This window comes from Paenibacillus arenosi (assembly GCF_014841135.1).
Taxonomy (GTDB): domain Bacteria; phylum Bacillota; class Bacilli; order Paenibacillales; family Paenibacillaceae; genus Paenibacillus_B; species Paenibacillus_B arenosi.
Window position 1 is genome coordinate 624,123 of record NZ_JACYTN010000002.1, and the last position, 14,140, is coordinate 638,262.

At 41.4% G+C, this 14,140-nt stretch carries 14 protein-coding genes; 3 read left to right on the forward strand and 11 right to left on the reverse strand.

Annotation, left to right across the window (positions count from 1 at the left end; all coding sequences use genetic code 11):
* Positions 1-136: 136 nt before the first annotated feature.
* Positions 137-601, forward strand: a complete 465-nt coding sequence (locus IFO66_RS05945) for a copper amine oxidase N-terminal domain-containing protein (RefSeq protein ID WP_225445507.1) — start codon at positions 137-139, stop codon at positions 599-601.
* Between the two features lie 59 nt (positions 602-660).
* On the opposite strand, the gene IFO66_RS05950 is transcribed toward IFO66_RS05945, so the two are convergent.
* The 9 genes from IFO66_RS05950 to IFO66_RS05990 all read right to left on the reverse strand — a co-directional run bounded on the left by IFO66_RS05950 (position 661) and on the right by IFO66_RS05990 (position 10,222).
* Positions 661-2,238 (reverse strand): PH domain-containing protein, encoded by a 1,578-nt coding sequence (locus IFO66_RS05950; RefSeq protein ID WP_192024224.1) that lies wholly within the window; start codon positions 2,236-2,238, stop codon positions 661-663.
* Positions 2,231-2,719, reverse strand: coding sequence for a PH domain-containing protein (locus IFO66_RS05955; RefSeq protein ID WP_192024225.1), 489 nt, complete (start codon positions 2,717-2,719; stop codon positions 2,231-2,233). Before IFO66_RS05955 ends, IFO66_RS05950 begins: the two co-directional genes overlap by 8 nt.
* A gap of 25 nt (positions 2,720-2,744) precedes the next feature.
* On the reverse strand, positions 2,745-3,878 hold the full coding sequence (locus IFO66_RS05960; RefSeq protein WP_192024226.1) for a LolA family protein: 1,134 nt from the start codon (positions 3,876-3,878) through the stop codon (positions 2,745-2,747).
* Positions 3,875-5,371: a sensor histidine kinase gene (locus IFO66_RS05965; protein WP_192024227.1), complete on the reverse strand. Its 1,497-nt coding sequence runs from the start codon at positions 5,369-5,371 to the stop codon at positions 3,875-3,877. Before IFO66_RS05965 ends, IFO66_RS05960 begins: the two co-directional genes overlap by 4 nt.
* Positions 5,368-6,078 carry a response regulator transcription factor gene (locus IFO66_RS05970; protein WP_192024228.1) on the reverse strand — a complete coding sequence of 237 codons (711 nt, stop codon included), beginning with the start codon at positions 6,076-6,078 and terminating at the stop codon, positions 5,368-5,370. Before IFO66_RS05970 ends, IFO66_RS05965 begins: the two co-directional genes overlap by 4 nt.
* Before the next feature lie 164 nt (positions 6,079-6,242).
* Positions 6,243-6,755: a VanZ family protein gene (locus tag IFO66_RS05975; protein WP_192024229.1), complete on the reverse strand. Its 513-nt coding sequence runs from the start codon at positions 6,753-6,755 to the stop codon at positions 6,243-6,245.
* 262 nt (positions 6,756-7,017) lie between these two features.
* Positions 7,018-7,542 (reverse strand): hypothetical protein, encoded by a 525-nt coding sequence (locus IFO66_RS05980; RefSeq protein WP_192024230.1) that lies wholly within the window; start codon positions 7,540-7,542, stop codon positions 7,018-7,020.
* 169 nt (positions 7,543-7,711) lie between these two features.
* The gene (gene ald, locus IFO66_RS05985) at positions 7,712-8,845 is read right to left on the reverse strand and encodes an alanine dehydrogenase (protein WP_192024287.1); all 1,134 of its coding nucleotides are present in this window, start codon (positions 8,843-8,845) and stop codon (positions 7,712-7,714) included.
* Between the two features lie 150 nt (positions 8,846-8,995).
* Positions 8,996-10,222 (reverse strand): PucR family transcriptional regulator, encoded by a 1,227-nt coding sequence (locus IFO66_RS05990; RefSeq protein WP_192024231.1) that lies wholly within the window; start codon positions 10,220-10,222, stop codon positions 8,996-8,998.
* A 252-nt stretch (positions 10,223-10,474) separates the two neighbouring features.
* Between IFO66_RS05990 and IFO66_RS05995 the strand changes: the two genes are divergently transcribed.
* Positions 10,475-11,398, forward strand: a complete 924-nt coding sequence (locus IFO66_RS05995) for a phosphatase PAP2 family protein (RefSeq protein ID WP_192024232.1) — start codon at positions 10,475-10,477, stop codon at positions 11,396-11,398.
* 132 nt (positions 11,399-11,530) lie between these two features.
* Here IFO66_RS05995 and IFO66_RS06000 read toward each other — a convergent pair whose 3' ends face one another.
* A complete protein-coding gene (locus IFO66_RS06000; protein WP_192024233.1) occupies positions 11,531-11,980 on the reverse strand; it encodes a GNAT family N-acetyltransferase in 450 nt (149 codons plus the stop codon).
* A gap of 253 nt (positions 11,981-12,233) precedes the next feature.
* On the opposite strand from IFO66_RS06000, the gene trhO reads away from it, so the two are divergent.
* Entirely contained in the window at positions 12,234-13,136 is a 903-nt protein-coding gene (trhO, locus tag IFO66_RS06005) for an oxygen-dependent tRNA uridine(34) hydroxylase TrhO (protein WP_192024234.1), read from the forward strand.
* A gap of 270 nt (positions 13,137-13,406) precedes the next feature.
* On the opposite strand, the gene IFO66_RS06010 is transcribed toward trhO, so the two are convergent.
* Positions 13,407-13,880, reverse strand: coding sequence for a hypothetical protein (locus IFO66_RS06010; RefSeq protein WP_192024235.1), 474 nt, complete (start codon positions 13,878-13,880; stop codon positions 13,407-13,409).
* Positions 13,881-14,140 lie beyond the last annotated feature (260 nt).

Below are 14,140 nucleotides of genomic sequence, written 5' to 3' on the forward strand. Positions count from 1 at the left end.
AATGATTTTGATTTTTATTCACATAATACATATCATATTCAACTGGCTTATTTTGTCAAGTAAAATAATTCTTGTTTGAACGATCATTTCATGAAACTTTTTCTAGTCATAAAACGTCATTCTATAGAAGGAGGTTATGAAATTGAAAAAAACCGCCCTAATAACCTTTACACTAGCCGTCGCTCTTACATTACATCCCGATTTTTCTGTACAGGCAGCTGCTGCAGTTGATAATCAAGCCGTTAATGTGATCAATGCTCATGGGGAATCTATTTTATCAGGAGCAATTATGCACGAAGGTGCTAGCTACATCCTTGCTTCACAGCTTCATGAAGTGATGGACGTTGAACTGAGTTGGGAATCTACTTCCCATTCCGTTATCATAAAAGATGCGCGACACCAGGTAAATTGGTATTCCATTAGTGACAAACTTAAAGTAAATGGAAAAGATGTTACTTTAACCGAAAAACCGATTATTAAAAATAAACGCACATACGTACCTATTTCACTACTAAAAAAAGTATTCCATCTTCCAGTCAGTTGGGACCAGCCATCCAAGACCGTAATCTTCTTGGATGGTAATCCAGCTGACGACTCGTAATGCATAAAAAACAACCTTAGTTCGTATTTACACGAAACTAAGGCTGTCACAGAGAATAGTTAATTTTGTTGTTTTGCTCGTTGGTCTCTCCTAGACCAGTTCCATACCTCTTCTACGTCTTGCTCATCCAAGCATTGAGTACTGAAACTGGTTCCCCCAACATCCCCCATTAATTTCACTTTCATACGCTGGAGACGCATCTTCTTCTGAATAGGTGTTGAGCTCTTTTGGAAGGTCACCATTTGCTTACGACGTGCAAAAATCGTATAACGTGCCAAATCCCTTTTCCAAATGGTAAGCTGTTCATCACGACACGTGAATCCCTCGTCATAATGCGCCGCATAAGAAAGAGGTACGGTGATGACGAATAATAATAGAACCCACCAGCCGACCATACCAAAGTACCAAACGGCGGCAGCTGTAAGTAATCCATTTATAAGGATATCCCATTTGAAGAAGCTCCAAATTGCTCTCTTTGGGGAACGCTTCTCTCGCTCGACCCAATTGAATTGTGGAACCATTTCAATCAACCAGCTTTGTAAGAGCTGCTTACGAATAAATGGATGTAAAATAACAGTTTCGTTTTTGTTAGAAGATACAACATGAAGTCCAACTTCTGCATATCCTAGCACTTGACGCAGAACACCTTCCTTCACAACGATCGCCTGCACCCGCTTAATGCGAAACACATGCTTCTTCTTCTCTAACAGCCCATAGGAAATACTCATTTGATTTCCATCAGACTCTAATTGGAATCCACCATATTTCAACATATAAAGAACCGTGGAAAGAGCCCATGCTGCAATTACACCTACGATGACGATCCCCCACCAAGTTGGGAAAATCATTTGAACCACTGAAAGGATTCGATCGTAGAGAGATGCTGGCAGGATGTCATCAGCAAATGAAATAACACCTAGTATAAAAGTGATAACCAACCCAATATTGACCGTTGTAATCGATGCAAATAATACTTCGCTAAAAGGCAGCTTGTATGTATAGGCAGTGGTCTGATCTGTATTATCATACTCACGCTCTCGTTTGTTATCCATAACATCAGGTGAGAGAATAGCACTCTGCTCCGAAGCTAGATGTGACGGAGAAACATCATTACTCTGTTCCTGGCTCAGCTCTTGCCGAACCTGCCCATCTTGTTTCTGCTTCATCGACGATGATTGGCTGCGAATCCACCGCTCCAATTCGTTTGCGGTTGCGAGTGTTATTGCTTTTAGTACGCCATCCCCTTCAGACTTCCCCCCCGGCATTTCGATCTTGATCCGAGCAATACCTAGTAAGCGATGAAGTAACGGCTGCTCCACATTCACAGAATGAATACGAGAGTAATAAAGATTACGTTCTTCTCTAAACAAAATGCCTTTGTGGATACGAACACGGTCATGCTCCAGCACATAATAGAATCGCTGCCAAGACAAATAGCTTGTCATTAACCCAAGCAGCAAAAAACCAGGCAGAATCGCGTGGTACCATTCTAATTGAGCCGCATCCCTTATATCTAAGGAAACGATAATAATTAATGGAATAAGAGCCTTAATAACCTCCAGCCAAGATAGCAATATTTGGGCAGGATGAAGCTTATATCGAGTTGGTGATTGCTTTACACGTTCGTGATCATTCATCGGTATCCACCACCCGTGCTAACGTACCGATATAAGACTTAAGATCATCTGCCTCCTTTTGGAGTAATCCGCTAATTTTATGCGTACCGGCAGCTGTAACAATCATCGTAGATGCTAGCCCAAATTTGCGCAGCAGTGGTCCTGTCTCTGTTTCTACATGCTGTACTTTTGTCATTGGTATAAGCACATGACTGCGGAACCAGACCCCTTGCTTAATTTCCATTTCCTCTTCGTGAACGACAAAGGAAAAGTATTGATACTCAAGTCTAGGCCAAATAAAAACATACAAGACAAACAATAAGACAGCACCAATGCATGCTGTAATGGCTGGCCATAGCAGCCAACTCCACATATATGCACATACGAAGTAAACTATAGCTCCTAACAATATCAAGGAAGTACTAAAAATACTGCGCCATCTAAATACATCCAACATCTTTTCGTGCAGCATGCGCATAGGTTGGTTTTCTCTCTCTATCATGACAATCCCTCCGCTGTACTTGTATCTATGGTTTCATTTCTACTGGGGATGGATATGGGGTGAGTTTCTCCGCCCACTTCAGAAGTTCATCTTGCTTTAAGTCAGGATGACGACTCATTAATTCATAAAGATAGCCGTTCTCCTCCCAAGAAAGTATCTGAAGCTCTTCCCAATACGTCCCTTGCTTGTTTCTAACTTTCACTTTGTTATCATTTGCTGAAGTATTATCTCCAACATTTGCAGATGGTGAGATATACAATTGAAACATTGGCGTTCCGTCAGGCTTATCATAAATAAGCGAAATTAATGTCCAGTCTACATCCTCTCCAAAGTCATACACTTCTTTTTCCACATGTGAAAGTTTAATATCTTGATTTTGAGATAGATGCATCAAACCGCTCTTTAGTAATTTGGCAGCCTCTTGCAAAGTAATTCGATCTGGCTCGCTACTCTCATCCATCTCCTCTATCATTACATGTGACGGAACAATTAACTCCAATTCCTTATCTTCGAACTTGTTCCTCGTTTCAAAGAGCGTATACTCCGTTACAAATTCGACTTCATCGGACCGTTCTGAGTCTTTCAATACCATCCATGTTTCCTTATCAATCCACAGTTCTATTTCTGAGCGGTAAGATGAATCTTTCGCTACAGCACGTAGACGCTGTACCGGTCGTCCCAAAAAGGTATCATCCTCTACCGATTTAATGGTGTAATTTTTACGGATCGACTCCATCTGCATCATAAAACTTTCGCGAGTTCCAAAGGACACTTCTGGATCATCTGGGGAAAATGAAGTGGTGTAGGCTACTTTATCGCCCTTTGTATAAGTGAGCAAGTCTCGCGGTGTCTGTAGACTAAAATGAACCTTATTTCCCTCTATCATTTCTCGATAAACCCGTCCCTGCTTAGCATCCACCCATTCTTTTATCAAATACTTCTCATCTTTTGACTTCCCGTCCTTATACGTATAAGTCATGTTCGCCTCCGCATAATAAGAAACCAATTCATAGTTAGGCGGCGTTACCATATCTAAGAAATTACTAGGTGGTTCGGACTTATTCCAGTTCCAGTTCCAACTCCAGCCACAGCCTGCCACTGAGAAAACGATGAAGACAACAAAGATCCATTTGATAACTGTCAAACCTTTTGTTCTCATGTATCATTGTCCTCCTTCACAACATTTGTATTTGGATGGATTGGAAATTGACACATCACGACCGTACCATAAGGAGCTTTTGACCATATATGAAGCTGCCCACAGTGTCTGCGTATAATTTCTTGTGTAATACTTAGACCTAATCCGAACCCTTGCATGGACTTGGGTCGTGACTGTTCGCCTTGAACGAAAGGCTCAAGCAATCCGGATAACACTTTATCAGGGATGACCGCACCTTCATTGAAAATAATAAGACTCGCTGAATTCGCTCTTCGCACATCATTCAACTGCTGCTCAAACGGTGTCAGCCAATCTGGCACTTGCTCATTCCCAGATACAGCTGCCATACCAACACATCTTCCAGCAGAGGTATGACGAAGCGCGTTGCTAACAAGATTGTCTGTCAGACGCATCATCTGCTTAGGGTCCATTTGATAAGTGCCCTGCACTTCGATACTTGTCTTTAATTCCACACCCTGTTTGCTGCACAAGGCATCATAGCCGGAAAACAGCATATCAAATAGTTCTTCACCTTCAACCTCAATCAAGTTCGTTGGGTATTTAGAAGACCGCAATGCTGCAAACAGCGTTAAATCATCAAGCATCCCACGCATCTGCTCTGCTTTGGATTTAACAATTGCCCGATAATCCTCTTGTTCCTCCTGTGTCAATTGTGATCCATTCTCCAGTGCTTCCATATAGGCTTGAATCGAAGTTAGCGGTGTTTTCAGATCATGAGACAGAGAAGCCACCATAAACTGCTTATCCTGCTGCTCCCTCGCCACTTCTTCACGCGCAGTCTCAATATCTTCACGCATATTTCCAAAATGTCTTATCAAAATACCCATTTCATCATTGGAAGCTTGCTTCCACTCTGTAACAGGCTCATTATTCGCAAGCGCACTCATCTGGCTCATCAGATGGCGCATTGGCTGAATAAGCTTACGCTTTACAAGTAACCATACGATGACATACAAAATGACAAAGAACAAAATAATTCCGGCAATAAGCTGCCATACCGTGTTGCTGACTTGCTCCACATACTGCTCTCTCTCTACACGCAAATCATAAAATCCAATGAGTTGATCACCGTGAAAAACAGGTTGTTTCATTTTATAAGCACGAGGTGTCTTCTCAAGTTGATATAATTTGCTGTATAACTCCTCAGCAGGGATGCGCAGGAAATATTGTTGATGATCATCCTTATTCGTGGAAAATAGACGATACCCGTCTGATCGATACAACGTTAGCTCAATGGAGTCATCCAGCAGTAATTCAAGCGGCTTGTATCTCTCACTAGATTGTACACGATACCATTTCGGGTTCATGATTTGTCCTTCATACTGCTGCATTTTCTCTGTAACTTGAACGTACTCTTCCAACGCTTCACTTTTATCATGCTCGTACGTTACATAAGCAAATAAGCCAAAAGCGATAACGGGAAGCAGCATCACGATTAAAAAAGCGCTCATCAGCCAATTACGGAGCTTCATTGGTCACGTTCTCCAATAAACCGATATCCACTGCCCCAAACGGTCTCAATGAATTTCGGATTGCGAATTTGTTCCCCGAGCTTCGTCCGTAGACTCTTAATGTGAACATTAATCGTATTTGTGCAGTCCTCGTGGCGCTGCTGCCAAACATGCTCATACAACTCCGTCTTGGAGAACGTTCGATCCGGGTGTGTTGCCATCAGCACAAGCAAAGCCCATTCTTTACTCGTCAAATGAATATCTTCTTCATTCAAATAAGCACGTTGACGCTCAAAGTCTACTAATAACCCATGCTTAAATACCATTTTCATCGCTTGAGATGGTTGAGCATTTCCTTGACGATAACGACGAAGGATCGATTGTATCCGTGCGGTAAGTTCTGTCAAACTAAAAGGCTTCGTTAAATAATCATCTGCACCAAGTTGAAGACCACGTACCTTGTCCTCATCCTCAGCACGAGCACTTATAATAATTAACGGTACATCACTAATTAACCGTATATTTTTGCATAAATCATATCCGTCCATTTCAGGCATCATCAGATCTACAATAACTAGATCATAATCACCATTACGAAAATCTTCCCAACATTCTAGTCCAGTGGATGCCCATGTTACATCGCATCGCTGCCTGCGAAAATGATCGCGGACAATACGAGCAATCTCGGGATCATCCTCCGCCAATAAAATAGCAGTTCCATCTAACATTCGATTCAACCCTCCTGCACTTATTGTAAAGCTTCATCGTATAACGATATTGACATTTAAGAAAGAATTCATATTTGGCAACAAAAACAAAAAACACCATACGCCTAGGTACGGTGTTATCCAATCCTATATATAAGTCCTTAATCGTATCCGTTCGATTTCTGTTAATCCACTGCAGATGCGTGTGTGCTATTGATCCTTCTGGCCTGCTCTGCCCACAAATGTCTAGCTACAATATGCAAACCGAATCCAAGCCATCCTCCGCCAATATTCAATATCATATCATCAACATCCAATGTACCAAGTTGAAGACCATATTGGAGCATCTCTATCGTAACCGTGAGAACAAAGGATAGAAGTACAATAATCCACCAGCGCTTAAATACAGGCAGCAACAGCGGAATTAGAAACCCTAAAGGCAAAAATAACAATACATTGCCAAATAAATTATTAAACCACACATCAAATGGATAATATTCAAGGTGGAACATATATTCCTTAATCGTTTGAAAAGGAACGAGATTAATCGCATATTTACCACTCATGTCCATAGCTCGATAAAAGCCGAAAAACAACAAGTATGTAGCGTATAACAAATATAAAATAAAGACAAGCCATCCAACAATCGTTAGATAAGTCTTCCATGCTTTGACTTGTTTAAGTGTAAACGAAGCCATACACGAGTCACCAACTCTCATATAACGAAGGAAGCTTGCCTCTCTTTATCATCGGATCAATGTAGAGATGTTTCTACTTCTTCGTGGATTTAATAACAAATCGCTCGTACCACAAATACCCAACAGCAATGAGGCAGAGTAACAAGACTAGAGCAAGAGTATACATCATTTAACCCTCCATGTGCAAATGAAAATCATCTGTATACTCTTATCATTTATGTCTGAGCCTTAACTTATACATCGGTGAAAAGATCACTTCTGATTAGACATGTACGGACTCATCATTCCCACTATCTATTAGATGTTTACGTGGACTAAAAAGTTTGAGCTTGCTGAGTAAATAATCAATCCCTGCAAATAACCACGCCGCAGCAATAAATGTGATGATTTCCTCCCATCCCATGTAACCCCATTCCCACGAATTCAGATCGCCATAAATAAAAAGACGAAGGGTAATAAATGCTGATACCACTCCCCCCATTGCATATAACAGCAGATAGCCCAACAGACGAACCATAACAAACGTTTTAGAAGGAGCTTTCCTTGCTTTTTTACTACCTATCCGCATGATTAGGTCAATGATTATGGACAATGGAATTCCTAGAGCATAATAAGTGCCTCCCAGCACAAACATAATCATTGTCAAAAGTAGCCGACCAGTTGAGTCTACGGAAAATAACGAGGACACTATTGTAAAAATGTTTACTCCGAAAAATATCATGGGTAATGTAAGGGAGAAAATAAGTGTCGCTATAAGTGCTGAGATTAATTTACGCATGATATACAAGGCTACACCTCCCTTTCTATATCCATATTCTGTTTATAATCATAACACTATATACAACGTTCTGATAATCATGTATACAAATATTTATCATTACGCATGAACAAGTGTACGTATAAAAATAAAGCTGACATCCATTTTAATCTGGATACCAGCTTGTTCGTTCATCGTATTAATGTACAAGAAGCGCCTTCTTCAATGCGTCTTCTACAGGCACATAGGAATAACCCAAGTCACGCGCTACTGCATGATATGTCATCTCACCACCAGCCGTATTCACACCCGCTAGCAATGCCTTGTTCTCTTGCAATGCACGCTCTAGTCCTTTGTTAGCGATTTGCAGCGCGTATGGCAATGTTACATTAGTCAGTGCCATCGTTGAAGTGCGCGATACAGCGCCTGGCATATTGGCTACGGCATAGTGTACAACACCATGTTTCACATAAGTAGGTTGGTCATGTGTAGTTACGCGATCAACCGTTTCCACGATACCACCTTGGTCAACAGCTACGTCAATAACTACAGACCCTGGCTGCATCGATTGAATCATCGCCTCTGTAACAAGTTTAGGCGCCTTAGCACCTGGAATTAATACAGCACCAATGACAAGGTCCGAATGACGAACAGACTCAGCGATATGCATCGGATTGGACATCAGCGTTTGCACGCTTGTACCGAATATATCCTCGATTTGACGAAGACGATCAGCACTCAGGTCGATAATTGTTACATCTGCACCAAGACCAACCGCGATCTTTGCTGCATTCGTTCCAACGACTCCACCACCGATAATTGTCACCTTACCACGTTGTACACCTGGCACACCACCTAGCAAGATCCCTTTGCCACCGTGAACTTTTTCTAAGAACTGAGCTCCAATTTGTGCTGCCATACGTCCCGCTACTTCACTCATTGGGGTCAGCAATGGCAATGTACGATTGACTTCAACCGTTTCATAAGCAATGCCGATTACACCCGAATCCAATAACGCTTTAGCTAGCTCAGGCTCAGCTGCTAAATGCAAGTAAGTGAATAAAATAAGTCCTTTGCGGAAGTATCCATATTCAGCAGGAAGCGGCTCTTTAACCTTCATAATCATCTCTGCTTGTGCCCACACATCAGCAGCTTGCTGTACAATAACAGCACCTGCTTGTTCATAATCATGATCTTCGAATCCGCTGCCTACACCCGCTCCACTTTGGATAAGCACTTTATGCCCCGCTTGGCTTAAAGCCATGACTCCGGCAGGCGTTGCAGCAACGCGGTTTTCATTATTTTTTATTTCTGCTGGAACTCCGATAATCATCATTGAATCCCCCTCAAGTTCTTTGCACATGCTTAAAAGTATCATTGCTTACATTTAATATAACCTTTTATGGCGACCACAGCTTCGTCCAACTTTATGAAAAAAAATAATCCGCCTTGTGAATTTACACAAAGCGGATACCTAACTTATTTATGATTGCCATTGGTCCATTTTCAATTCCAAATACAATGAAATTTTTTGCTCCATATCATTCAAATCAATGCCGCCAATATCCGTAATTCGCTTCAAGCGATACATTAGCGTATTGGAGTGAATATGCAGCATTTCAGCAGCTCGTTTCACATTGCAATCTGCTTGCAGAAATAGGGACAGAGTACTAACTAATCCACTCTGATGCTCTTTATCGTACGCTTTGAGCCTAGACAAACTCGAATGCTGCATCGGGCGTGCACGACGCTCCTGTATCATAGCAGGAAGGAAGCGATACCAACCCAATTCTTCATATCGATGCAAATGCTTCGTTTCATCAGGCAGATGCTTCTTCATATTCATAACGGTTATTGCTTCTTGATAACTCTTCACCACATCCATATACAAGGAATAAGATAGCCCGCTAGCTAAATGAACAGGTTTCACCCCAAAGCGCTGCTGCATCCGTTCCATAAGCAGAATCCACGCTGCAATATGCCCATCAATGTCATCATCTGTTGCATCGATAAGCACAAGCAAGCGCTGCTCTTGCCTAACATGCAGCACTTTCCGATGTCGCTGTGCCGTAAGTATCGTATACAGCACTTGTTCATATAGTTTTTCATTTAGCAATGTATCAAATTCAATAATCATAACACGATAGGACTTGGGCAATGTGATTCCAAGTTGGTGCGCTCGATCTACAATTCGATGCTCGGAATCCATGCTTCCGGTCAACATTCCCCAGAAAAATTCAAAGCTCTGTTCCTCGCGTCTGCGACGTTGAGTTTGAACTTGCAGCAGTTTGCTTCTAGCTGCATGTGAAGCCTTGTTCAAGTCATCCAGCCCTTGTTCATCAATCCCCTTGTGCTCATCCATCACCCATATGTACCCGAGAATATCATGATGATGACGAATCGCAACTGCAATACGCCGATTCAAGCCAATGGAATCAATCGGGTCAATGAGAACGGGCACTTGGCTATCCATAATTTGTTGAATGATCCCTTCACGCCACAGCATACTAATGACATGTTCCGGTACGCGCCTGCCGATGATCGTTGCAATACGAACCGGATCGGTATCAGGCGCATGCGTGCTGTATGCAAGCAGCCTATGGTTACTGTCCTCGATCGTAACCGGACATTGCAGAATCTGACTAATCGTGTCCGCAATCGCTTCAATGGATTCAAAGTCACGATCAAATGGATCAAGGTGAACATTCATCTAAACAAAACCCCTCTACCTGCACACTCGTTTTCCTATGTACATCTAAAATCATATGCATGAGGCCCTAACCTCTTTCAATCTATGCTATGTCCCAAGAACTTATATTGATGTTCAAAAGCAAATGTATAGCATAACCTGATTTATACCCCATTGATCATTATTTTTTTCTATCGTAAAATCATTTAACCCTATGCTATAATACAAAAATTGTCTATGAAATTCAAAAGAAAACTGAAAAGGTGAACAACTTTGCTAACTAAAAAAACGTATCTTATTATTTTAGCAACTATTTTGGCGTTGTTAGTATTCCTCATCTTCCGAGTTGAGAACTGGCAATTGTGGTGTCTTATTGTCATGATTGCTTCCTTGTGGGGAGTGAGTAAGGATGCCAAACCCATCTCTTGGCTTCGCTTTATGCCAGCAGGACTACTGACATTATTGATCTTCTACATTATCTACAAATATGCGAATCCATTCTGGTTCAAGGTCGTAGCCTGGCAAACCGAGTCGATGCACCATACATTCAATTGGAATGAATGGTTTAACGCGATACCCGGCAACGCACCATCGATGTTTCAGCTTTGGCAGCCCGAATGGTTAACCACATATATGCAGTCTGTGTATATATATGGCTTTACATTGACGTATTGGCTATGCATTATTCGCGCCTTTTTCACGAAGGACGTAAAAAAATTCGGACGCTACGCGCTCGCAGGCTATTTATTGCAAGTACCGCTAATCCTACCTTTTTACAACCTCATCTTCTTGCAGGAAGTATGGTACGTACAAGGAACTCCAGACTTACTAGAACGTGGATTAACAGCAGCGGAGGCGTTCAATGTTACGATTAACTGCTTCCCTAGTATGCATACGTCCATTGCCTTTGCAGCCGTTCTATTAGCTATGCGTGAACGCAGCAAGTGGTACCGCTGGGTTGTTGGTGTATTCGGTATTTCGATTATGATTTCAACACTTTACTTGAACATCCATTGGATTATTGATATGTTCGCAGGAATGCTGTTCGCTTATGGTTGCGTGAAGCTGTCAGATTGGATCGTGAACCGAAAAGCATTCGATCGGTTTACGAATTACTTTGAGGGGTTCGGTACGAAGTTAGAGCAGAAATTAATCAAAGACAATGCCGCAACACATGATAAAGATTTTAGTGCATAATGTTTTAAAGTTTATACTGAGCGACTGGGGTTAAGTTTGACCCTTTAATAGAAAAAGCTATTGGTAATTGAACAGGGGTACTGTCCCCCCAACAATGACCAATAGCTCTTTTATTATGTATGTGTTACGAGCCTAGCTTCTCTCAAACAAAGTAATAAACATATGAGGTGCCACTTCAATGTCTTTCATTTCTTGAAAACCAAATTGTTTGTACAATTGCTTAGCAGGTGTATTTTTCGCGCCGGTACTTACAATTACTTTTTTATTTTTCGCTTTTTCATCAATAATATGCGCCACTAATTTTCTTGCGATTCCTTTTCTAAAATGATCGGGATGAACGACCAGACGACAAATATCAATATACTGCCCTTCATCTGTATACGAAATAAAGGCAGCCAATTCTTCCTCTACAAAATATCCTACACAAGTCTCATTGCTAGACATTAATGCTTGTACCGTGTCCTTCAATTGTGGGATATCATGAAAACCAATTAATTCAGCTTCCACTTGATAAGAAGGGATTTGTACATCAAGCATTTGTTTAGCTACTGCTTCATTATCTACTATTAGTTTACGAATCATAGAAGCCTCCTAGATGTTACGTAGTAATTGTAGATTCATTTAATCAGGTAAATGGTTAATTTGTCCATAATAATCTCCAAAGATGTTTCTTGATTCCTGTCAGATTAGGATTGAACTCCCACTGTGAATTTCATCACTATTTGTGATACAATACTTTCTATAGAAAATGGTTTACTATCTGACGTACTGATCGGGCACCTATGAAAATAGTCGCTAACACCAGTATGCAAATCTAAACGAACAGGTGATACATTTGACTGAAAAAGCTAAATTTGCGCTTTTGCTTTTCTATAAATTTGTTGACGTTCCGAATGCTGAGCAGCTAGCTCAAGAACATTTGGAATATTGCAAACAGTTGGGCATTAAGGGTCGCATCTTGATTGCGGACGGCGGCATCAATGGTACATTAACCGGAACAATTGAACAAACAGAACAGTATATGCATGATTTGAAACAGAACCCTCTGTTTGCAGATACGGTATTTAAAATAGATCCAGTAGAAGAACATGCTTTCAAGAAGATGCATGTCCGTTATAAAAAGGAACTCGTTACGTTCCGTGTAGATGATAAAAATCTTGACCCTAACGTGCTAACAGGTGGCCATCTTAGCCCAGCAGAATGGCATGAATATCTACAACGTGATGATGTAGTTGTACTTGATGGACGTACAGGCTATGAATTTGACCTCGGGCATTTCCGTAATGCCATTCGTCCTGAAGTAGACAGCTTTAGAGAATTCCCAGAGTGGATTCGTGAAAATATGAGCAATCTTAAGGACAAGAAGATCCTTACGTACTGTACGGGCGGTATTCGCTGTGAAATTTTGAGCAGCTGGATGATCCAAGAAGGGTTTGATGAAGTCTACCAACTTGATGGTGGTATCGTTACCTACGGTAAAGATCCAGAAGTACAAGGAAGACTATTTGATGGTTCATGCTATGTATTTGATGAGCGGATATCTGTACCGATCAACCATACAGATGAAGCTGTTATCGTAGGTCGCTGCCATCACTGTGAGAAGCCAGCAGACCGTTATATTAACTGTGAACTTGATTCCTGCCACTTGCAGCATATCGTGTGCGATGAGTGTGAGACAGAGCATAGCGGACATTGTTCCACAGAGTGCGCTGACAAAACCGCTGCAGCGGCTGTATAAGCCCCTTTATCATTCCGTTATTAAGTAACATCAAAAGCCTGCAATCTCTTGTCGTCAGCCTGAGCTGGAATAAGAGAATTGCAGGCTTTTAAGTTTAATTTAAGAGTAATGTCATATAGTAAAAAGGCTGAATTCTCACAAACATGAATGGAAGAAAGGTACTATGATTAGTCATTAAAAACTGCAGAATCATGCTATTAAAAATACATTAAATGTGTGTCGTATAGAGGAAACAGAGAGGAATATTAATGTTTGTACACGTAAAGGGAACTAGAGTTTCTTGAAGATGTAGGTTTGATCCCAACTTGGACCTGTTGTAGAAATATGCACCCAGCCTACAGGTATGTTATAAAATGATTTCACTCCTACTTGCGCTCCACTTGGAGCACCATTTAGATTTTTAATAATGAAAGTTTGATCCCAGCTTGGCCCTGTCGTACTTACATGAACCCAACCACTAGGCAGATTATAAAATGACTTGATGCCTACTTCTGCTCCATAAGGGGCTCCATTTAGATTTTTGATAATGAATGTTTGATCCCAACTCGGACCCGTTGTTCTTACATGCACCCACCCAGGAGGAATATTATTGAGAGATTTCACACCTGCCTCTGCTCCATAGCTATTTGTTTGATACCCTAAAGAGGATATCTGATTCGTAGTAATTGCCGCTGCCTGCACTCCAACCGCTGAACCAAGCAATGCTACTGCCAACACACTTGCAACCGTAAGTTTCTTGATCATTTTCATGCTCCTCTTCATAGGAATAGTCTAGCAATGAACAGCACAAGATTCCCTTTCGTAATAGATTGTGCTTTCGCCAAGATTGTACGCCGCTGCTCTAGTATTAGCAATATATTTGTAGGCAACTTCTACAAAATAATCGAGTAGGAGGGGGCGCCTAGCCCCCGTCCTCTCACACCACCGTACATGCGGGTCCGCATACGGCGGTTCCAAAAGGTTAACAAAGTTCTACATAACGAGTAAGTAAACTTCTCAGCCCT

Coding starts and splice junctions, on each gene's coding strand:
- IFO66_RS06000 (WP_192024233.1), bottom strand. CDS start 11,980: ATGATTCGTAAACTAATAGTAGATAATGAAGCAGTAGCTAAACAAATG.
- IFO66_RS05990 (WP_192024231.1), bottom strand. CDS start 10,222: ATGAATGTTCACCTTGATCCATTTGATCGTGACTTTGAATCCATTGAA.
- IFO66_RS05945 (WP_225445507.1), top strand. CDS start 137: ATGAAATTGAAAAAAACCGCCCTAATAACCTTTACACTAGCCGTCGCT.
- IFO66_RS06010 (WP_192024235.1), bottom strand. CDS start 13,880: ATGATCAAGAAACTTACGGTTGCAAGTGTGTTGGCAGTAGCATTGCTT.
- IFO66_RS05960 (WP_192024226.1), bottom strand. CDS start 3,878: ATGAGAACAAAAGGTTTGACAGTTATCAAATGGATCTTTGTTGTCTTC.
- IFO66_RS05955 (WP_192024225.1), bottom strand. CDS start 2,719: ATGATAGAGAGAGAAAACCAACCTATGCGCATGCTGCACGAAAAGATG.
- IFO66_RS05975 (WP_192024229.1), bottom strand. CDS start 6,755: ATGGCTTCGTTTACACTTAAACAAGTCAAAGCATGGAAGACTTATCTA.
- IFO66_RS05950 (WP_192024224.1), bottom strand. CDS start 2,238: ATGAATGATCACGAACGTGTAAAGCAATCACCAACTCGATATAAGCTT.
- ald (WP_192024287.1), bottom strand. CDS start 8,845: ATGATTATCGGAGTTCCAGCAGAAATAAAAAATAATGAAAACCGCGTT.
- IFO66_RS05970 (WP_192024228.1), bottom strand. CDS start 6,078: ATGTTAGATGGAACTGCTATTTTATTGGCGGAGGATGATCCCGAGATT.
- IFO66_RS05965 (WP_192024227.1), bottom strand. CDS start 5,371: ATGAAGCTCCGTAATTGGCTGATGAGCGCTTTTTTAATCGTGATGCTG.